This window comes from Pseudomonas sp. GL-RE-26, from assembly GCF_019956275.1.
Classification (GTDB): domain Bacteria; phylum Pseudomonadota; class Gammaproteobacteria; order Pseudomonadales; family Pseudomonadaceae; genus Aquipseudomonas; species Aquipseudomonas grandcourensis.
The window spans coordinates 16,165-31,930 of record NZ_JAHBDI010000055.1; the positions used below are offsets into that span (position 1 = coordinate 16,165).

The 15,766-nt window shown below is 54.6% G+C and carries 28 protein-coding genes; all 28 read left to right on the plus strand.

Going from position 1 to position 15,766, the window contains the following annotated elements; all coding sequences use genetic code 11:
* The first annotated feature begins 13 nt into the window (after positions 1-13).
* The 28 genes from fusA to rpsD all read left to right on the plus strand — a co-directional run bounded on the left by fusA (position 14) and on the right by rpsD (position 15,748).
* A complete protein-coding gene (gene fusA / locus KGB07_RS24155) occupies positions 14-2,119 on the plus strand; it encodes an elongation factor G (RefSeq protein WP_046041616.1) in 2,106 nt (701 codons plus the stop codon).
* Between the two features lie 30 nt (positions 2,120-2,149).
* Entirely contained in the window at positions 2,150-3,343 is a 1,194-nt protein-coding gene (tuf, locus tag KGB07_RS24160) for an elongation factor Tu (protein ID WP_008053875.1), read from the plus strand.
* A gap of 157 nt (positions 3,344-3,500) precedes the next feature.
* On the plus strand, positions 3,501-3,812 hold the full coding sequence (rpsJ, locus tag KGB07_RS24165; protein WP_003186070.1) for a 30S ribosomal protein S10: 312 nt from the start codon (positions 3,501-3,503) through the stop codon (positions 3,810-3,812).
* A gap of 80 nt (positions 3,813-3,892) precedes the next feature.
* On the plus strand, positions 3,893-4,528 hold the full coding sequence (gene rplC, locus KGB07_RS24170; protein WP_003186059.1) for a 50S ribosomal protein L3: 636 nt from the start codon (positions 3,893-3,895) through the stop codon (positions 4,526-4,528).
* 12 nt (positions 4,529-4,540) lie between these two features.
* Positions 4,541-5,143: a 50S ribosomal protein L4 gene (gene rplD, locus KGB07_RS24175; protein WP_003228735.1), complete on the plus strand. Its 603-nt coding sequence runs from the start codon at positions 4,541-4,543 to the stop codon at positions 5,141-5,143.
* The gene (gene rplW, locus KGB07_RS24180; RefSeq protein WP_002555488.1) at positions 5,140-5,439 is read left to right on the plus strand and encodes a 50S ribosomal protein L23; all 300 of its coding nucleotides are present in this window, start codon (positions 5,140-5,142) and stop codon (positions 5,437-5,439) included. Before rplD ends, rplW begins: the two co-directional genes overlap by 4 nt.
* A gap of 14 nt (positions 5,440-5,453) precedes the next feature.
* Positions 5,454-6,278 (plus strand): 50S ribosomal protein L2, encoded by an 825-nt coding sequence (rplB, locus tag KGB07_RS24185; protein WP_003176423.1) that lies wholly within the window; start codon positions 5,454-5,456, stop codon positions 6,276-6,278.
* 16 nt (positions 6,279-6,294) lie between these two features.
* Positions 6,295-6,570 (plus strand): 30S ribosomal protein S19, encoded by a 276-nt coding sequence (rpsS, locus tag KGB07_RS24190; RefSeq protein ID WP_002555486.1) that lies wholly within the window; start codon positions 6,295-6,297, stop codon positions 6,568-6,570.
* Between the two features lie 11 nt (positions 6,571-6,581).
* A complete protein-coding gene (gene rplV, locus KGB07_RS24195; protein WP_003103908.1) occupies positions 6,582-6,914 on the plus strand; it encodes a 50S ribosomal protein L22 in 333 nt (110 codons plus the stop codon).
* 13 nt (positions 6,915-6,927) lie between these two features.
* The gene (gene rpsC, locus KGB07_RS24200) at positions 6,928-7,614 is read left to right on the plus strand and encodes a 30S ribosomal protein S3 (RefSeq protein WP_008065719.1); all 687 of its coding nucleotides are present in this window, start codon (positions 6,928-6,930) and stop codon (positions 7,612-7,614) included.
* A gap of 12 nt (positions 7,615-7,626) precedes the next feature.
* Positions 7,627-8,040, plus strand: coding sequence for a 50S ribosomal protein L16 (gene rplP / locus KGB07_RS24205; RefSeq protein WP_008145497.1), 414 nt, complete (start codon positions 7,627-7,629; stop codon positions 8,038-8,040).
* Positions 8,040-8,231: a 50S ribosomal protein L29 gene (gene rpmC / locus KGB07_RS24210; protein ID WP_002555481.1), complete on the plus strand. Its 192-nt coding sequence runs from the start codon at positions 8,040-8,042 to the stop codon at positions 8,229-8,231. The genes rplP and rpmC overlap by 1 nt, the downstream gene beginning before the upstream one ends.
* Positions 8,232-8,233: 2 nt before the next feature.
* Complete coding sequence (rpsQ, locus tag KGB07_RS24215; RefSeq protein ID WP_003176419.1) at positions 8,234-8,500, plus strand: 30S ribosomal protein S17; 267 nt, start codon at positions 8,234-8,236, stop codon at positions 8,498-8,500.
* 23 nt (positions 8,501-8,523) lie between these two features.
* On the plus strand, positions 8,524-8,892 hold the full coding sequence (rplN, locus tag KGB07_RS24220; protein WP_002555479.1) for a 50S ribosomal protein L14: 369 nt from the start codon (positions 8,524-8,526) through the stop codon (positions 8,890-8,892).
* Between the two features lie 11 nt (positions 8,893-8,903).
* Positions 8,904-9,218, plus strand: a complete 315-nt coding sequence (gene rplX, locus KGB07_RS24225; RefSeq protein WP_003176416.1) for a 50S ribosomal protein L24 — start codon at positions 8,904-8,906, stop codon at positions 9,216-9,218.
* 22 nt (positions 9,219-9,240) lie between these two features.
* The gene (gene rplE / locus KGB07_RS24230) at positions 9,241-9,780 is read left to right on the plus strand and encodes a 50S ribosomal protein L5 (protein ID WP_003176415.1); all 540 of its coding nucleotides are present in this window, start codon (positions 9,241-9,243) and stop codon (positions 9,778-9,780) included.
* 13 nt (positions 9,781-9,793) lie between these two features.
* A complete protein-coding gene (rpsN, locus tag KGB07_RS24235; protein ID WP_003176414.1) occupies positions 9,794-10,099 on the plus strand; it encodes a 30S ribosomal protein S14 in 306 nt (101 codons plus the stop codon).
* A 209-nt stretch (positions 10,100-10,308) separates the two neighbouring features.
* A complete protein-coding gene (gene rpsH / locus KGB07_RS24240; RefSeq protein ID WP_003186040.1) occupies positions 10,309-10,701 on the plus strand; it encodes a 30S ribosomal protein S8 in 393 nt (130 codons plus the stop codon).
* Positions 10,702-10,713: 12 nt separating this feature from the next.
* Positions 10,714-11,247 carry a 50S ribosomal protein L6 gene (rplF, locus tag KGB07_RS24245; protein WP_003176412.1) on the plus strand — a complete coding sequence of 178 codons (534 nt, stop codon included), beginning with the start codon at positions 10,714-10,716 and terminating at the stop codon, positions 11,245-11,247.
* A gap of 10 nt (positions 11,248-11,257) precedes the next feature.
* Positions 11,258-11,608 carry a 50S ribosomal protein L18 gene (rplR, locus tag KGB07_RS24250; protein WP_003186037.1) on the plus strand — a complete coding sequence of 117 codons (351 nt, stop codon included), beginning with the start codon at positions 11,258-11,260 and terminating at the stop codon, positions 11,606-11,608.
* Positions 11,609-11,611: 3 nt separating this feature from the next.
* On the plus strand, positions 11,612-12,112 hold the full coding sequence (gene rpsE / locus KGB07_RS24255) for a 30S ribosomal protein S5 (RefSeq protein ID WP_007943782.1): 501 nt from the start codon (positions 11,612-11,614) through the stop codon (positions 12,110-12,112).
* 2 nt (positions 12,113-12,114) lie between these two features.
* Positions 12,115-12,291, plus strand: coding sequence for a 50S ribosomal protein L30 (gene rpmD, locus KGB07_RS24260; protein ID WP_003186033.1), 177 nt, complete (start codon positions 12,115-12,117; stop codon positions 12,289-12,291).
* Positions 12,292-12,294: 3 nt separating this feature from the next.
* Positions 12,295-12,732, plus strand: a complete 438-nt coding sequence (rplO, locus tag KGB07_RS24265) for a 50S ribosomal protein L15 (RefSeq protein ID WP_007896782.1) — start codon at positions 12,295-12,297, stop codon at positions 12,730-12,732.
* Positions 12,733-14,061: a preprotein translocase subunit SecY gene (gene secY / locus KGB07_RS24270; protein ID WP_003228718.1), complete on the plus strand. Its 1,329-nt coding sequence runs from the start codon at positions 12,733-12,735 to the stop codon at positions 14,059-14,061.
* A gap of 24 nt (positions 14,062-14,085) precedes the next feature.
* A complete protein-coding gene (rpmJ, locus tag KGB07_RS24275) occupies positions 14,086-14,202 on the plus strand; it encodes a 50S ribosomal protein L36 (protein ID WP_002555468.1) in 117 nt (38 codons plus the stop codon).
* Between the two features lie 130 nt (positions 14,203-14,332).
* Positions 14,333-14,689, plus strand: a complete 357-nt coding sequence (gene rpsM / locus KGB07_RS24280) for a 30S ribosomal protein S13 (protein WP_009045849.1) — start codon at positions 14,333-14,335, stop codon at positions 14,687-14,689.
* A 30-nt stretch (positions 14,690-14,719) separates the two neighbouring features.
* Entirely contained in the window at positions 14,720-15,109 is a 390-nt protein-coding gene (gene rpsK / locus KGB07_RS24285; protein WP_002555466.1) for a 30S ribosomal protein S11, read from the plus strand.
* Between the two features lie 18 nt (positions 15,110-15,127).
* The gene (gene rpsD / locus KGB07_RS24290) at positions 15,128-15,748 is read left to right on the plus strand and encodes a 30S ribosomal protein S4 (protein WP_003176404.1); all 621 of its coding nucleotides are present in this window, start codon (positions 15,128-15,130) and stop codon (positions 15,746-15,748) included.
* Positions 15,749-15,766: the final 18 nt, after the last annotated feature.

A 15,766-nucleotide genomic window follows, 5' to 3' on the forward strand; every position in this document is an offset into this window, starting at 1 on the left:
TTGCGAGGGCTTTATGGCTCGTACAACACCGATTAATCGCTACCGTAACATTGGTATCGTTGCACACGTGGATGCTGGTAAAACCACCACCACTGAGCGCGTCCTTTTTTACACTGGCAAAAGTCACAAGATGGGCGAGGTGCATGACGGCGCCGCGACCACAGACTGGATGGTGCAGGAGCAGGAGCGTGGTATTACCATTACTTCTGCTGCCATTACCGCCTTCTGGCAGGGTTCCGCCAAGCAGCACAAAGACCAGTACCGTTTCAACGTCATCGATACCCCGGGCCACGTAGACTTCACTATTGAAGTTGAGCGTTCCCTGCGTGTACTCGACGGCGCGGTCGTTGTGTTCTGCGGTACTTCCGGCGTTGAGCCTCAGTCCGAAACCGTATGGCGTCAAGCCAACAAGTACGGTGTTCCACGTATCGTTTACGTGAACAAGATGGACCGTGCTGGTGCTAACTTCCTGCGCGTGATCGCTCAGATCAAGCAGCGTCTGGGTCACACTCCGGTGCCTATCCAGTTGGCTATCGGTTCCGAAGACAACTTCCAGGGTCAGATCGATCTGATGACCATGGAAGCGGTTTACTGGAACGATGCCGACAAGGGTATGACTCCTCGTCGTGAAGCCATCCCTGCTGAACTGCAGGAACTGGCTGAAGAGTGGCGCAACAACATGGTTGAGGCTGCGGCCGAAGCCAGCGAAGAGCTGATGAACAAGTACCTTGAAGGTGAAGAGCTCACCATCGAGGAAATCAAGGGTGCTCTGCGTCAGCGTACTATCGCTGGTGAGATCGTCCTGGCTGTTTGCGGTTCTTCCTTCAAGAACAAGGGTGTTCCCCTGGTTCTCGACGCCGTTATCGACTACCTGCCGGCTCCAAGCGACATTCCTGCCATCAAGGGTACTGACCCGGATGACGAGGAAAAGCAAATGGAGCGTCATGCAGACGACAACGAGCCGTTCTCGGCTCTGGCGTTCAAGATCGCTACCGACCCATTCGTGGGTACCTTGACTTTCGTCCGTGTTTACTCGGGCGTGTTGGCCTCCGGCGACGGCGTGATCAACTCGGTCAAAGGCAAGAAAGAGCGCGTGGGTCGTATGGTGCAAATGCACGCAAACGCCCGTGAAGAGATCAAGGAGGTACGCGCTGGTGACATCGCGGCCCTGATCGGCATGAAGGACGTCACCACTGGTGAAACCTTGTGCAACGCTGACAAGCCAATCATCCTGGTTCGCATGGACTTCCCGGAGCCGGTTATTTCGGTTGCCGTTGAGCCTAAGACCAAGGATGACCAGGAAAAAATGGGTATCGCTCTGGGCAAACTTGCTCAGGAAGACCCGTCTTTCCGCGTCAAGACTGATGAAGAGACTGGTCAAACGATCATCTCTGGCATGGGCGAGTTGCACCTGGACATCCTGGTTGACCGGATGCGCCGTGAGTTCAACGTCGAAGCCAACATCGGTAAGCCTCAGGTTTCGTATCGTGAGCGCATCACGAAGAATTGCGAAATCGAAGGCAAGTTCGTTCGTCAGTCCGGCGGTCGTGGCCAGTTCGGCCACTGCTGGATCCGTTTTGCTCCTGCTGACGAAGGTCAGGAAGGTCTGCAATTCGTGAACGAAGTAGTGGGTGGTGTGGTTCCTAAGGAATACATCCCGGCTATCCAGAAGGGTATCGAAGAGCAGATGAAGAACGGCGTAGTTGCCGGCTATCCGCTGATCGGCCTGAAGGCTACCGTGTTTGATGGTTCTTACCACGACGTCGACTCGAACGAGATGGCGTTTAAGGTGGCTGCTTCCATGGCGACCAAGCAACTGGCCCAGAAGGGCGGTGGTGAGTTGCTCGAGCCAATCATGGCGGTAGAGGTTGTTACGCCTGAAGACTATATGGGTGACGTGATGGGCGACCTTAACCGTCGTCGCGGCATGATTCTGGGTATGGAAGACACGGTCTCCGGTAAGGTGATCCGTGCTGAAGTTCCGTTGGGCGAGATGTTCGGTTATGCGACCGACGTTCGTTCGATGTCCCAGGGTCGCGCAAGCTACTCTATGGAATTCAAAAAATACAATACAGCTCCGTCGCACATCGTCGAAACTGTAACCAAAAAACAAGGCTGATTCAGTCCTTTAGGCAAGGAGTTAATTGTCGTGGCTAAAGAAAAATTTGATCGTTCCCTACCGCACGTCAACGTTGGCACTATCGGTCACGTTGACCACGGTAAAACCACTCTGACCGCAGCTCTGACTCGCGTTTGCTCCGAAGTTTTCGGTTCCGCAATCGTTGATTTCGATAAAATCGACAGCGCTCCAGAAGAAAAAGCTCGTGGTATCACCATCAACACCGCGCACGTCGAGTACAACTCGAAGATCCGTCACTACGCTCACGTTGACTGCCCAGGTCACGCTGACTATGTGAAGAACATGATCACTGGTGCTGCCCAGATGGACGGCGCGATCCTGGTTTGCTCGGCCGCTGATGGTCCGATGCCGCAAACCCGTGAGCACATCCTGCTGTCCCGTCAGGTAGGCGTTCCGTACATCGTGGTTTTCCTGAACAAGGCTGACCTGGTAGACGACGCTGAGCTGCTGGAACTGGTCGAAATGGAAGTTCGCGACCTGCTGTCCACCTACGACTTCCCGGGCGATGACACTCCAATCATCATCGGTTCGGCTCGTATGGCGCTGGAAGGCAAAGACGACAACGAAATGGGCACCACTGCCGTTCGTAAGCTGGTTGAAACTCTGGACAGCTACATCCCAGAACCAGAGCGCGCTATCGACAAGCCATTCCTGATGCCAATCGAAGACGTATTCTCGATCTCGGGTCGTGGTACTGTTGTGACCGGTCGTATCGAGCGCGGTATCGTTCGCGTTCAAGATGCACTGGAAATCGTTGGTCTGCGTGACACCACCACCACCACCTGCACCGGTGTTGAAATGTTCCGCAAGCTGCTCGACGAAGGTCGTGCTGGCGAGAACTGCGGCGTTCTGCTGCGTGGTACCAAGCGTGACGACGTTGAGCGTGGCCAGGTTCTGGTTAAGCCGGGTTCGGTTAAGCCGCACACCAAGTTCACCGCAGAAGTTTACGTTCTGAGCAAGGAAGAAGGCGGTCGTCACACTCCGTTCTTCAAAGGCTACCGTCCACAGTTCTACTTCCGTACTACTGACGTGACTGGTAACTGCCAGCTGCCAGAAGGCGTTGAAATGGTAATGCCAGGTGATAACATCCAAATGGAAGTTACCCTGATCAAGACCATCGCAATGGAAGACGGCCTGCGTTTCGCTATCCGTGAAGGCGGTCGTACCGTCGGCGCTGGCGTCGTAGCCAAAATCATCGAGTAAGCATCTCTTTTGAGATAGCTTCGATGCTTTGAAAGGCCCCCGCTCAGCGGGGGCTTTTTTATTGGGTTGACACCCATCTGGGGCGTCTATAGAATTGCGCCTCCTTTTAACGGGCGTATTGCGCCCGGTGGGAATAGCAGCCGGAGTCTGAAATCCAATGCAAAATCAGCAAATCCGTATCAGGTTGAAGGCTTTCGACCATCGCCTGATCGACCAATCAACCCAGGAAATCGTGGAAACCGCGAAACGTACTGGTGCTCAAGTGCGTGGTCCAATTCCACTGCCTACCCGTAAAGAGCGGTTCACCGTTCTGGTCTCCCCGCACGTCAACAAAGACGCGCGTGACCAGTACGAGATCCGTACTCATAAGCGCGTTCTGGACATCGTCCAGCCAACGGATAAAACCGTTGATGCTCTTATGAAGCTTGATCTTGCGGCCGGTGTGGAAGTGCAGATCAGCCTCGGCTAAGACTCGGTCTTAGTCGTGTAACGCTCTGAAATGGGCGGCCATAGCGGGTGAAAGCCCCGTACACTCATGAGGTTTACAACATGACTATTGGTGTAGTCGGTCGTAAATGCGGTATGACCCGTATTTTCACCGAAGAAGGTGTCTCCATTCCGGTCACGGTCATTGAGATCGAACCGAATCGCGTCACCCAGTTCAAAACTGAAGAGACCGATGGCTATCGTGCAGTGCAAGTCACTGTCGGCGAGCGTCGTGCTTCGCGTGTAACAGCAGCTCAGGCTGGCCACTTCGCTAAAGCGAACGTTGCCGCTGGTCGTACCGTAATGGAATTCCGCCTTGAAGAAGGCGAGTACCAGGCCGGCGATCTGATCAACGCTGAAATCTTCGCCGCTGGTCAACTGGTTGATGTAACCGGTCAGTCCAAGGGTAAAGGCTTCCAGGGTACGATCAAGCGTTGGAATTTCCGCGGGCAAGATAACACCCACGGTAACTCCGTATCCCACCGCGTTCCAGGCTCTATCGGCCAGTGCCAGACTCCTGGTCGTGTATTCAAGGGCAAAAAAATGTCCGGTCATATGGGCGCTGAGCGCGTGACCGTGCAGTCCCTCGAAGTAGTGCGCGTGGACGCTGAACGCAATCTGTTGTTGGTCAAGGGCGCTGTTCCTGGCGCTACTGGCGGCAACTTGGTTGTACGTCCAGCAGCCAAGGCTCGCGGTTAAGGGGAAGCTGACATGCAATTAAATGTAAATGACGCTCAAGCGATCGAAGTTTCCGAACTGACATTTGGCGGCGAATTCAACGAGACGCTGGTTCACCAAGCAGTCGTGGCCTACATGGCCGGCGGCCGTCAGGGTTCCAAGCAGCAAAAGACCCGTTCCGACGTTCGTGGTGGCGGCAAGCGCCCATGGCGTCAGAAAGGTACTGGCCGTGCTCGTGCCGGTACTATCCGTAGCCCAATCTGGCGTGGCGGCGGTACCACTTTCGCAGCTCGTCCTCAGGATCACTCCCAGAAGCTGAACAAGAAGATGTATCGCGCAGCAATGCGTTCCATCCTTGCTGAGCTGGTGCGTACTGATCGTCTGGTCGTGGTTCAGGATTTCGCCGTTGAAACGCCGAAAACCAAAGACCTGCTGGGCAAACTGAACAACATGAGCCTGACCGACGTTCTGATCGTGTCCGACGCTGTTGATCAGAACCTGTACCTGGCTGCTCGTAACCTGCCACACGTAGATGTACGTGACGTGCAAGGTTCCGATCCAGTTAGTCTGATCGCATACGACAAGGTGTTGATCACCGTGTCGGCCGTGAAGAAATTCGAGGAGCTGCTGGGATGAACCAGGAACGCGTATTTAAAGTTCTGCTTGGCCCGCACGTTTCCGAGAAGGCTACGGTTCTGGCAGACAAGAAAGGCCAGTTCGTTTTCAAGGTTGCTACCGACGCAACCAAGCTGGAAATCAAGAAGGCCGTCGAAAGCCTGTTCAGCGTGAAAGTAGAGCGTGTTACTACCCTGAATGTTCTGGGTAAGAGCAAGCGCACTGCTCGCGGTCTGGGCAAGCGTAATGACTGGAAGAAGGCAGTTATCTCCCTTCAGCCAGGCCAAGATCTCGATTTCAGCAGCAGTGCTGAGTAAGGAAGGGGTGCATCATGGCAATCGTTAAATGCAAACCGACTTCCCCTGGCCGCCGTTTTGTGGTCAAGGTGGTCAACCAGGAGCTGCATAAAGGCGCTCCTCACGCACCGCTGCTCGAGAAGAAATCGAAGACTGGTGGTCGTAACAACAATGGCCGTATTACCACTCGTCACATCGGTGGTGGTCATAAGCAGCATTATCGTCTGGTCGACTTCCGTCGCAACGACAAAGATGGCATCTCTGCCACTGTCGAGCGTATCGAATACGATCCAAACCGTACTGCTCACATCGCTTTGCTGCTGTACGCAGATGGCGAGCGTCGCTACATCATCGCCCCTAAAGGCGTGAGCGCTGGCGACCAGCTGATCGCAGGTGCCCTGGCACCGATCAAGCCGGGCAACGCTCTGCAACTGCGCAACATTCCAGTTGGTAGCACCGTACACGGCATCGAATTGAAGCCAGGTAAAGGCGCTCAGATCGCTCGTTCCGCTGGTGCTTCGGCTCAGCTGATCGCTCGTGAAGGCGTGTACGTTACCCTGCGTCTGCGTTCCGGTGAAATGCGTAAAGTCCTGGCTGAATGCCGTGCGACCCTGGGCGAAGTCTCGAACTCCGAGCACAGCCTGCGTTCGCTGGGTAAAGCTGGTGCCAAACGCTGGCGTGGCGTTCGCCCAACCGTTCGTGGTGTTGCCATGAACCCGGTTGACCACCCACATGGTGGTGGTGAAGGTCGTACCTCTGGTGGTCGTCATCCGGTATCGCCATGGGGCTTCCCGACTAAGGGCGCGAAGACTCGTGGTAATAAGCGTACCGACAAAATGATCGTCCGTCGTCGCAAGTAAATAGAGGGATACGACAGTGCCACGTTCTCTGAAAAAAGGTCCTTTTATCGATCTTCACCTACTGAAGAAGATCGAAGTGGCGGCGGAAAAGAACGATCGCAAACCGGTGAAAACCTGGTCGCGTCGTTCGATGATCCTGCCACAAATGGTCGGTTTGACCATCGCAGTACACAACGGTCGTCAGCACGTCCCAGTTCTCGTGAACGAAGACATGGTCGGCCACAAACTGGGCGAGTTCGCCGGTACCCGCACTTATCGCGGGCACGTGGCAGACAAGAAAGCCAAGCGTTAAGGGGTTAGGAAATGGAAGTAGCCGCTAAGTTGTCGGGCGCTCGAATCTCCGCCCAGAAAGCCCGCTTGGTCGCCGACCAGATCCGCGGGAAGAAGGTGGGCGAAGCGCTCAACCTGTTGGCTTTCAGCAGTAAGAAAGCCGCCGAGATCATGAAGAAAGTGCTGGAGTCGGCCGTAGCCAACGCCGAGCATAACGAAGGCGCGGACGTTGATGACCTGAAGGTCAGCACCGTTTTCGTCAACGAAGGGCGTTCGCTGAAGCGCATCATGCCACGTGCCAAAGGCCGTGCTGATCGCATCGTCAAGCGGTCTTGCCATATCACTGTCAAGGTTGCTGACAAGTAACGGAGTCGAAGAGATGGGTCAGAAAGTACATCCCATTGGCATTCGCCTGGGAATCGTCAAGGAGCACACCTCCGTCTGGTACGCAGACGGTCGGACTTATGCGGACTATTTGCTCGCAGATCTGAAGGTGCGTGAGTATCTCCAAGACAAACTAAAAAGCGCGTCCGTAAGCCGTATCGATATCCATCGTCCGGCCCAAACTGCACGTATCACCATCCACACCGCTCGTCCAGGTATCGTTATCGGGAAGAAAGGTGAAGATGTTGAGAAACTGCGTCAGGACCTGACCAAGCAAATGGGTGTGCCTGTGCACATCAATATCGAAGAGATCCGCAAGCCGGAGCTCGACGGTATGCTGGTTGCGCAGAGCGTAGCTCAGCAGCTGGAGCGTCGTGTAATGTTCCGTCGCGCTATGAAGCGCGCCGTACAGAACGCCATGCGCATTGGTGCCAAAGGCATCAAAATCCAAGTGAGCGGTCGTCTCGGCGGTGCTGAAATCGCACGTACTGAATGGTATCGCGAAGGTCGTGTGCCATTGCACACCCTGCGTGCCGACATCGACTATGCCAACTACGAAGCTCACACCACTTACGGTGTGATCGGTGTAAAGGTTTGGATCTTCAAAGGCGAAGTAATTGGTGGTCGCCAAGAAGAACTGAAACCACAAGCACCAGCGCCTCGTAAAAAAGCTGCTAAGTAAGGGGTACGCCAAATGTTGCAACCAAAGCGTACGAAGTTCCGCAAGCAGATGACAGGCCACAACCGTGGTCTGGCACAGCGCGGTAGCAAAGTCAGCTTCGGCGAGTTCGCGCTGAAGTCTGTAGCTCGTGGTCGTCTCACCGCTCGTCAGATCGAGTCAGCGCGTCGTGCTCTGACCCGTCACGTTAAACGTGGCGGCAAGATCTGGATCCGTGTATTCCCGGACAAGCCTATTTCCAAAAAACCACTCGAAGTTCGGATGGGTAAAGGTAAGGGTAGTGTGGAGTACTGGGTTGCCCAGATTCAGCCAGGCAAAGTCCTGTATGAAATCGAGGGTGTTACTGAAGAGCTGGCGCGTGAGGCTTTTGCCCTGGCTGCTGCAAAGCTGCCGCTCGCCACCGCCTTTGTTAAACGGACGGTGATGTGATGAAAGCGAATGAACTTCGTGAAAAATCCGCACAGCAGCTGAACGAGCAACTGCTCGGCCTGCTGCGCGACCAGTTCAATCTGCGTATGCAGAAAGCAACTGGCCAGTTGGGGCAGTCTCATCTGCTCTCGCAAGTTAAACGTGACATCGCTCGCGTGAAGACTGTGCTTAACCAGCAGGCAGGTAAGTAATCATGGCTGAAGCCGAAAAAACTGTCCGTACGCTGACTGGCCGTGTTGTCAGCGACAAGATGGACAAAACCATCACCGTTCTGATCGAGCGTCGCGTTAAGCACCCGATCTACGGTAAATACGTTAAGCGTTCGACTAAGCTGCACGCACACGACGAAACCAATCAGTGCCACATCGGCGACAAAGTCACTATTCGTGAAACTCGTCCGCTGGCCAAGACCAAGTCTTGGGCATTGGTTGATGTTCTCGAACGCGCTGTGGAAGTCTAAGGACTAGGGGTCGGAGAAATTATATGATTCAGACTCAATCCATGCTCGATGTGGCCGATAACAGCGGCGCTCGCCGTGTTATGTGCATCAAGGTGCTGGGTGGCTCCCATCGTCGTTACGCTGGTATCGGTGACATCATCAAAGTTACCGTGAAGGAAGCAATTCCTCGCGGTAAAGTGAAAAAAGGCCAAGTGATGACTGCTGTTGTAGTCCGCACTCGTCACGGCGTACGTCGTGCTGATGGCTCCATTATCCGCTTTGATGGCAACGCTGCTGTTCTTCTGAACAACAAGCAAGAGCCGATCGGCACCCGTATCTTTGGGCCAGTGACCCGTGAACTTCGTACTGAGAAGTTCATGAAGATCGTCTCGCTCGCCCCAGAAGTGCTGTAAGGAGATCCGACATGCAAAAGATTCGTCGTGACGACGAGATCATCGTGATCGCCGGCAAAGACAAAGGTAAGCGCGGTAAGGTGCTTAAGGTTCTCGCTAACAACCGTTTGGTTATTGGTGGTCTGAACCTGGTCAAGCGTCATACCAAGCCTAACCCGATGTCGGGCGTGCAGGGCGGTATCGTCGAAAAAGAAGCTCCACTGGATGCTTCTAACGTCGCCATTTTCAACGGCGAAACCAACAAGGCTGACCGCGTTGGTTTCAAAGTAGAAGACGGCAAGAAAATTCGTGTCTTCAAGTCGACCCAAAAAGCGGTTGATGCTTGAACACTGCTAGGTAGATGAGACCATGGCACGACTAAAAGAGATTTACTGGAAGGAAATCGCACCGAAGCTTAAGGAAGAACTTAAGCTTTCGAACGTGATGGAAGTTCCACGCGTTACCAAAATCACCCTGAACATGGGTCTGGGCGAAGCGGTCGGTGACAAAAAAGTCATCGAGCACGCTGTTGCTGACCTGGAAAAGATCACCGGCCAGAAAGTCGTTGTGACCTACGCTCGCAAATCCATCGCTGGCTTTAAAGTCCGTGAAGGTTGGCCGATCGGCGTCAAAGTGACCCTGCGCCGTGAGCGTATGTACGAATTCCTGGATCGTCTGCTGTCGATCTCCCTGCCTCGGGTCCGCGACTTCCGCGGCCTGAATGCCAAGTCCTTCGATGGTCGTGGTAACTACAGCATGGGCGTTAAAGAGCAGATCATCTTCCCGGAAATCGACTACGACAAGATCGATGCTCTCCGCGGTCTGGACATTACCCTGACCACCACTGCCAAGAACGATGATGAAGGTCGCGCGCTGCTGCGTGCTTTCAAATTCCCGTTCCGCAACTGATTGGAGTAGGAAAATGGCCAAGATGAGCATGAAAAACCGCGAGCTGAAGCGTCAGCTCACGGTTGCCAAGTACGCCAAGAAGCGTGCAGCACTGAAAGCTATCATCGTTGATCTGAACGCAAGTCCAGAAGCACGTTGGGAAGCTACAGTAGCTCTGCAGAAGCAGCCACGTGACGCAAGCGCTTCGCGCATGCGTAACCGCTGCCGCCTGACCGGTCGTCCACACGGCGTTTACCGCAAGTTCGGCCTCGGCCGTAACAAACTGCGTGAAGCTGCAATGCGTGGTGACGTACCTGGTCTGGTTAAAGCCAGCTGGTAAGCACTGTCAAAGTCTCGGTGGTCCGGATCGCAAGATCCTGACCACCGGTGACCTTGAACTTGAATCAAGCCCCTTTTGGGGCTTGATTCATTTGTGGGGTGTGTCTAGAATACCCGGCTCGCCTGAGCCCGTGCTTTTTCCGCATGGATGAGCTCGGCGACAAGTAGTAGCCGCAAGGCTAATTTTTTTGTATTAGGAGCGTCTAGCCCATGAGTATGCAGGACCCGTTAGCGGACATGCTAACTCGAATCCGTAATGCCCAGATGGCTGAAAAGTCCGTCGTAAGCATGCCATCTTCTACTTTGAAGGTAGCTGTTGCCAAAGTCCTGAAGGACGAAGGTTACATTGCGGGTTATCAGATCAGCAGCGAAATCAAACCACTGCTGTCCATCGAGCTGAAGTACTTCGAAGGCCGTCCGGTCATCGAAGAAGTGAAGCGCGTTAGCCGTCCAGGCCTGCGTCAGTACAAGTCCGTCGATGATCTGCCAAAAGTTCGTGGCGGTCTCGGTGTGTCTATCGTCTCCACCAACAAAGGTGTGATGACGGATCGTGCTGCGCGCGCTGCCGGTGTCGGCGGCGAAGTTCTTTGCACTGTGTTCTAAGGGGGGATAAGCATGTCACGCGTCGCTAAGAACCCCGTTAAGCTGCCAGCCGGTGTCGAAGTAAAATTCGCAGGCCAACAGCTTTCGGTGAAGGGTGCCAAGGGCACTCTCGAACTGAACATCCATTCGTCCGTTGAGATCGTTGAAGAAGCTGGTGAGCTGCGTTTCGCTGCTCGCAATGGCGATCAACAAACTCGCGCAATGGCTGGTACCACTCGTGCGTTGGTAAACAACATGGTCCAAGGCGTAAGCCAAGGCTTCGAGCGCAAGCTCCAGCTGGTCGGTGTTGGTTACAAAGCGCAAGCAAAAGGCACAGTGCTGAACCTGGCTCTTGGCTTCTCGCACCCAGTGGATTATGAACTGCCGGAAGGCATCACCGCTGAGACTCCTAGCCAGACCGATATCCTGATCAAGGGCATCGATAAGCAGCTGGTAGGTCAAGTGGCCGCCGAGATCCGCGACTTCCGTCCACCAGAGCCGTACAAAGGCAAAGGTGTGCGCTACGCGGACGAAGTCGTCCGTCGTAAAGAAGCCAAGAAGAAGTAGGGCATAGCAAATGACCGACAAAAAAGTTACTCGACTGCGTCGCGCTCGCAAAGCACGCCTGAAAATGCACGAACTCGAAGTCGTGCGTCTCTGCGTGTTCCGCTCGTCGCAGCACATCTACGCCCAGGTCATTTCGGCCGACGGCAACAAAGTCCTGGCATCTGCCTCGACTTTGGATAAAGAACTGCGTGATGGCGCCACTGGCAACATCGACGCGGCCACTAAGGTTGGCCAGCTGGTCGCTACGCGTGCTAAAGCCGCTGGCGTCTCGCAGGTGGCTTTCGACCGCTCTGGCTTCAAGTATCACGGCCGCGTCAAGGCGCTGGCTGATGCTGCTCGTGAAGCTGGGCTGGAGTTCTAAGTTATGTCAAATAACGACCAAAAGCGCGACGAAGGCTACATCGAGAAGCTGGTTCAAGTTAACCGCGTAGCCAAAACCGTTAAAGGCGGCCGTATCTTCACTTTCACCGCGTTGACCGTGGTGGGTGATGGTAAAGGGCGTGTTGGCTTCGGCCGTGGCAAGTCGCGTGAAGTGCCTGCTGCGATCCAGAAGGCAATGGAAGCTGCTCGCCGCAACATGATCCAAGTTGATCTGAACGGCACCACTCTGCAGTACGCAATGAAGTCCGGTCACGGCGCTTCGAAGGTGTACATGCAGCCTGCTTCTGAAGGTACCGGTATCATCGCTGGCGGCGCTATGCGTGCTGTCCTCGAAGTTGCTGGTGTTCAGAACGTTCTGGCCAAGTGCTACGGCTCGACTAACCCGGTAAACGTGGTTCACGCCACTTTTAAAGGTTTGAAAGCTATGCAGTCTCCTGAATCCATTGCCGCCAAGCGTGGCAAAAGCGTCAAGGAGATCTTCTGATCATGGCTACCGTAAAAGTTACGCTGATCAAAAGCATGACCGGCCGCATCCCTAACCACAAATTGTGCGTTAAGGGTCTGGGTCTGCGTCGCATCGGTCACACTGTAGAAGTACTTGATACTCCCGAGAATCGCGGGATGATCAACAAGGCTTACTACATGCTGCGTGTCGAGGGTTAATCGATGAAACTCAATGATCTGAGTCCAGCGCCGGGTTCCCGTCGCGAAAAGCATCGTCCGGGCCGTGGTATCGGTAGTGGTTTGGGCAAGACCGGTGGCCGTGGCCACAAAGGTCAGTCCTCCCGCTCCGGTGGCACCATTGCTCCAGGCTTTGAAGGCGGTCAACAGCCGCTGCATCGTCGCCTGCCGAAGTTCGGTTTCGTTTCCCTGAAGGCCATGGACCGCGCAGAAGTGCGTCTGTCCGAGCTGGCTAAAGTGGAAGGCGACATCGTCACCGTGCAGTCCCTGAAAGATGCCAACGTGATCAACGTCAACGTACAGCGTGTGAAAATCATGCTGTCCGGTGAAGTGACTCGCGCTGTCACTATCGGCAAGGGAATCGGCGCCACCAAAGGTGCGCGTGCGGCTATCGAAGCAGCTGGCGGCAAGTTCGAGGAATAAATGGCTAAGCAAGGTGCTCTCTCTGCGCTCGGCAAAGGCGGTATGTCTGAACTCTGGGCTCGTCTGCGTTTTCTGTTCCTGGCGATTATCGTCTACCGAATAGGCGCACACATCCCGGTTCCAGGTATCAACCCGGACCGACTCGCGGACCTGTTTCGACAGAATGAGGGGACCATTCTTAGCTTGTTCAACATGTTTTCCGGCGGCGCGCTGGAGCGGATGAGCATCTTTGCACTGGGGATCATGCCGTACATCTCGGCATCGATCATCATGCAACTGATGACAGCCGTCAGCCCGCAGCTGGAGCAGTTGAAGAAGGAAGGTGAAGCTGGCCGTCGCAAGATCAGCCAGTACACCCGCTACGGCACTGTCGTCCTCGCTCTCGTCCAGGCCATTGGCATGTCCATTGGTCTGGCGGGGCAGGGCGTTGCGTTCACTGGTGACTTTGGCTTCCATTTCGTCGCGGTATCCACTTTTGTGGCTGGTGCGATGTTCATGATGTGGCTGGGTGAGCAGATTACTGAGCGTGGTGTTGGCAACGGTATCTCGATGTTGATTTTTTCGGGTATCGTCGCCGGTCTTCCGAGAGCGATCGGGCAGTCTTTCGAGTCTGCACGTCAGGGTGATATCAACATCTTCGCCCTGGTTGCCATCGGTTTGCTGGCAGTAGCGATTATCGGTTTCGTGGTGTTCATTGAGCGTGGTCAGCGTCGTATTGCTGTTCACTACGCCAAGCGTCAGCAGGGCCGCAAGGTCTTCGCTGCGCAGACTAGCCACTTGCCGCTGAAGGTGAACATGGCCGGTGTTATTCCGGCTATTTTCGCGAGCAGCATTTTGCTGTTCCCGGCTTCGTTGGGTGCCTGGTTCGGTCAGTCTGAAGGTATGGGCTGGTTGCAGGACATCTCGCAGTCGATCGCTCCTGGTCAGCCGTTGAATATTCTGCTGTTTAGTGCAGGGATTATTTTCTTCTGCTTCTTCTATACGGCGTTGATGTTCAATCCGAAAGACGTAGCGGAAAACCTGAAGAAGTCCGGTGCCTTTATTCCGGGCATCCGTCCAGGTGAGCAGTCTGCGCGCTACATTGATGGCGTTCTGACTCGCTTGACCATGTTCGGTGCTCTTTACATGACGGCCGTCTGCCTGTTGCCCCAGTTCCTGGTGGTTGCAGCCAACGTACCGTTCTACCTTGGCGGGACCTCGTTGCTGATCGTCGTCGTGGTTGTGATGGACTTCATGTCCCAAGTACAATCGCACCTCGTTTCGCACCAGTACGAATCCCTGATGAAGAAAGCCAACCTGAAGGGTTACGGCAGCGGCATGCTGCGCTGACCCATAAGGTTCGAGGAGTTGGTGATGAAAGTTCGTGCATCGGTGAAAAAGCTGTGCCGTAACTGCAAGATTATTCGCCGCGAAGGTGTTGTTCGAGTAATTTGCAGCGCGGAACCGCGTCACAAACAGCGCCAAGGCTGAGTGTGATTGTGCTTCAAGCCCGGCAGCTAGTGCGCTGCCGGGTTGATTATTTGTTATTACAGCGATATTATCTCGCGCCCTATTTCTTGGCTTCCGGGGCGTAGGTAGCTGTCAATTGGAGTCCCACTGAATGGCCCGTATTGCAGGCGTTAACATTCCAGATAACAAGCATACTGTTATCTCGCTGACCTACATCTATGGTGTTGGTCGCACTACTGCACAGAAAATTTGTGCAGAGACTGGGGTAAACCCAGCAGCAAAGATCAAAGATCTGAGCGACGAGCAAATTGAACAGCTGCGTGGCGAAGTGGCGAAGTTCACCACTGAAGGTGACCTGCGTCGCGAAATCAACATGAAAATCAAGCGCTTGATGGACCTCGGTTGCTATCGCGGTCTGCGTCATCGTCGCGGTCTTCCAGTGCGCGGTCAGCGTACCAAGACCAACGCGCGTACCCGTAAAGGTCCGCGTAAGCCGATCCGCAAGTAATCGCCCCAGCGAATCGACAGGAAATTAATCATGGCAAAACCTGCTGCTCGTCCTCGTAAAAAAGTTAAAAAGACAGTGGTTGATGGCATCGCCCACATCCATGCATCTTTTAACAACACCATCGTGACCATCACCGACCGTCAAGGTAACGCTCTTTCCTGGGCTACCTCCGGTGGTTCGGGTTTCCGCGGTTCCCGCAAGTCCACCCCGTTTGCTGCTCAAGTAGCTGCTGAACGTGCTGGTCAAGCTGCGCTGGAATACGGCCTGAAAAACCTCGACGTCAATGTCAAAGGTCCAGGTCCAGGTCGTGAATCCGCAGTCCGCGCTTTGAACGGCTGTGGCTACAAGATCGCCAGCATCACCGACGTGACGCCAATCCCGCACAACGGGTGCCGTCCGCCGAAGAAGCGCCGCGTGTAATCCAGGAGATTGTAAAGAATGGCTCGTTACATTGGTCCAAAATGCAAACTCGCTCGTCGCGAAGGCACCGATCTCTTCCTGAAGAGCGGCGTGCGCGCGATCGAATCGAAGTGCAACATTGAAGCAGCACCTGGTATCCACGGCCAACGCCGCGGTCGCCAGTCCGATTACGGCACCCAACTGCGTGAAAAGCAGAAGGTCCGTCGTATCTACGGCGTTCTCGAGCGTCAATTCAGCGGCTACTACAAAGAAGCTGCTGGCAAGAAAGGTGCAACCGGTGAAAACCTGCTGCAACTGCTCGAATGCCGTCTGGACAACGTTGTATACCGTATGGGCTTTGGTTCGACTCGTGCCGAATCCCGTCAGCTGGTATCGCACAAGTCGATCAGCGTAAACGGTCAGACCGTTAACGTTCCGTCCTACCAGGTTCGTGCTGGTGACGTGGTCGCTGTTCGCGAGAAAGCAAAAAATCAACTTCGCATTGTCCAAGCTCTCGATCTGTGTGCCCAACGTGGCCGCGTAGAATGGGTAGAAGTAGACACTGAGAAGAAGTCGGGCGTTTTCAAGAACGTTCCAGCTCGCAGTGATCTGTCCGCCGACATCAACGAAAGCCTGATTGTCGAGCTCTACTCCAAGTAAGGGCTAGAAAATAGGTGC

Coding starts and splice junctions, on each gene's coding strand:
- rpsC (WP_008065719.1), top strand. CDS start 6,928: ATGGGTCAGAAAGTACATCCCATTGGCATTCGCCTGGGAATCGTCAAG.
- rpsH (WP_003186040.1), top strand. CDS start 10,309: ATGAGTATGCAGGACCCGTTAGCGGACATGCTAACTCGAATCCGTAAT.
- rplX (WP_003176416.1), top strand. CDS start 8,904: ATGCAAAAGATTCGTCGTGACGACGAGATCATCGTGATCGCCGGCAAA.
- rplR (WP_003186037.1), top strand. CDS start 11,258: ATGACCGACAAAAAAGTTACTCGACTGCGTCGCGCTCGCAAAGCACGC.
- rplN (WP_002555479.1), top strand. CDS start 8,524: ATGATTCAGACTCAATCCATGCTCGATGTGGCCGATAACAGCGGCGCT.
- rpsQ (WP_003176419.1), top strand. CDS start 8,234: ATGGCTGAAGCCGAAAAAACTGTCCGTACGCTGACTGGCCGTGTTGTC.
- rpsE (WP_007943782.1), top strand. CDS start 11,612: ATGTCAAATAACGACCAAAAGCGCGACGAAGGCTACATCGAGAAGCTG.
- rpsN (WP_003176414.1), top strand. CDS start 9,794: ATGGCCAAGATGAGCATGAAAAACCGCGAGCTGAAGCGTCAGCTCACG.
- rpsM (WP_009045849.1), top strand. CDS start 14,333: ATGGCCCGTATTGCAGGCGTTAACATTCCAGATAACAAGCATACTGTT.
- secY (WP_003228718.1), top strand. CDS start 12,733: ATGGCTAAGCAAGGTGCTCTCTCTGCGCTCGGCAAAGGCGGTATGTCT.
- rplV (WP_003103908.1), top strand. CDS start 6,582: ATGGAAGTAGCCGCTAAGTTGTCGGGCGCTCGAATCTCCGCCCAGAAA.
- rplP (WP_008145497.1), top strand. CDS start 7,627: ATGTTGCAACCAAAGCGTACGAAGTTCCGCAAGCAGATGACAGGCCAC.
- rplD (WP_003228735.1), top strand. CDS start 4,541: ATGCAATTAAATGTAAATGACGCTCAAGCGATCGAAGTTTCCGAACTG.
- rplE (WP_003176415.1), top strand. CDS start 9,241: ATGGCACGACTAAAAGAGATTTACTGGAAGGAAATCGCACCGAAGCTT.
- rpsJ (WP_003186070.1), top strand. CDS start 3,501: ATGCAAAATCAGCAAATCCGTATCAGGTTGAAGGCTTTCGACCATCGC.
- rplO (WP_007896782.1), top strand. CDS start 12,295: ATGAAACTCAATGATCTGAGTCCAGCGCCGGGTTCCCGTCGCGAAAAG.
- rpmD (WP_003186033.1), top strand. CDS start 12,115: ATGGCTACCGTAAAAGTTACGCTGATCAAAAGCATGACCGGCCGCATC.
- rpsK (WP_002555466.1), top strand. CDS start 14,720: ATGGCAAAACCTGCTGCTCGTCCTCGTAAAAAAGTTAAAAAGACAGTG.
- rplF (WP_003176412.1), top strand. CDS start 10,714: ATGTCACGCGTCGCTAAGAACCCCGTTAAGCTGCCAGCCGGTGTCGAA.
- rplB (WP_003176423.1), top strand. CDS start 5,454: ATGGCAATCGTTAAATGCAAACCGACTTCCCCTGGCCGCCGTTTTGTG.
- rpsD (WP_003176404.1), top strand. CDS start 15,128: ATGGCTCGTTACATTGGTCCAAAATGCAAACTCGCTCGTCGCGAAGGC.
- rpmC (WP_002555481.1), top strand. CDS start 8,040: ATGAAAGCGAATGAACTTCGTGAAAAATCCGCACAGCAGCTGAACGAG.
- rpmJ (WP_002555468.1), top strand. CDS start 14,086: ATGAAAGTTCGTGCATCGGTGAAAAAGCTGTGCCGTAACTGCAAGATT.
- rplC (WP_003186059.1), top strand. CDS start 3,893: ATGACTATTGGTGTAGTCGGTCGTAAATGCGGTATGACCCGTATTTTC.
- fusA (WP_046041616.1), top strand. CDS start 14: ATGGCTCGTACAACACCGATTAATCGCTACCGTAACATTGGTATCGTT.
- rplW (WP_002555488.1), top strand. CDS start 5,140: ATGAACCAGGAACGCGTATTTAAAGTTCTGCTTGGCCCGCACGTTTCC.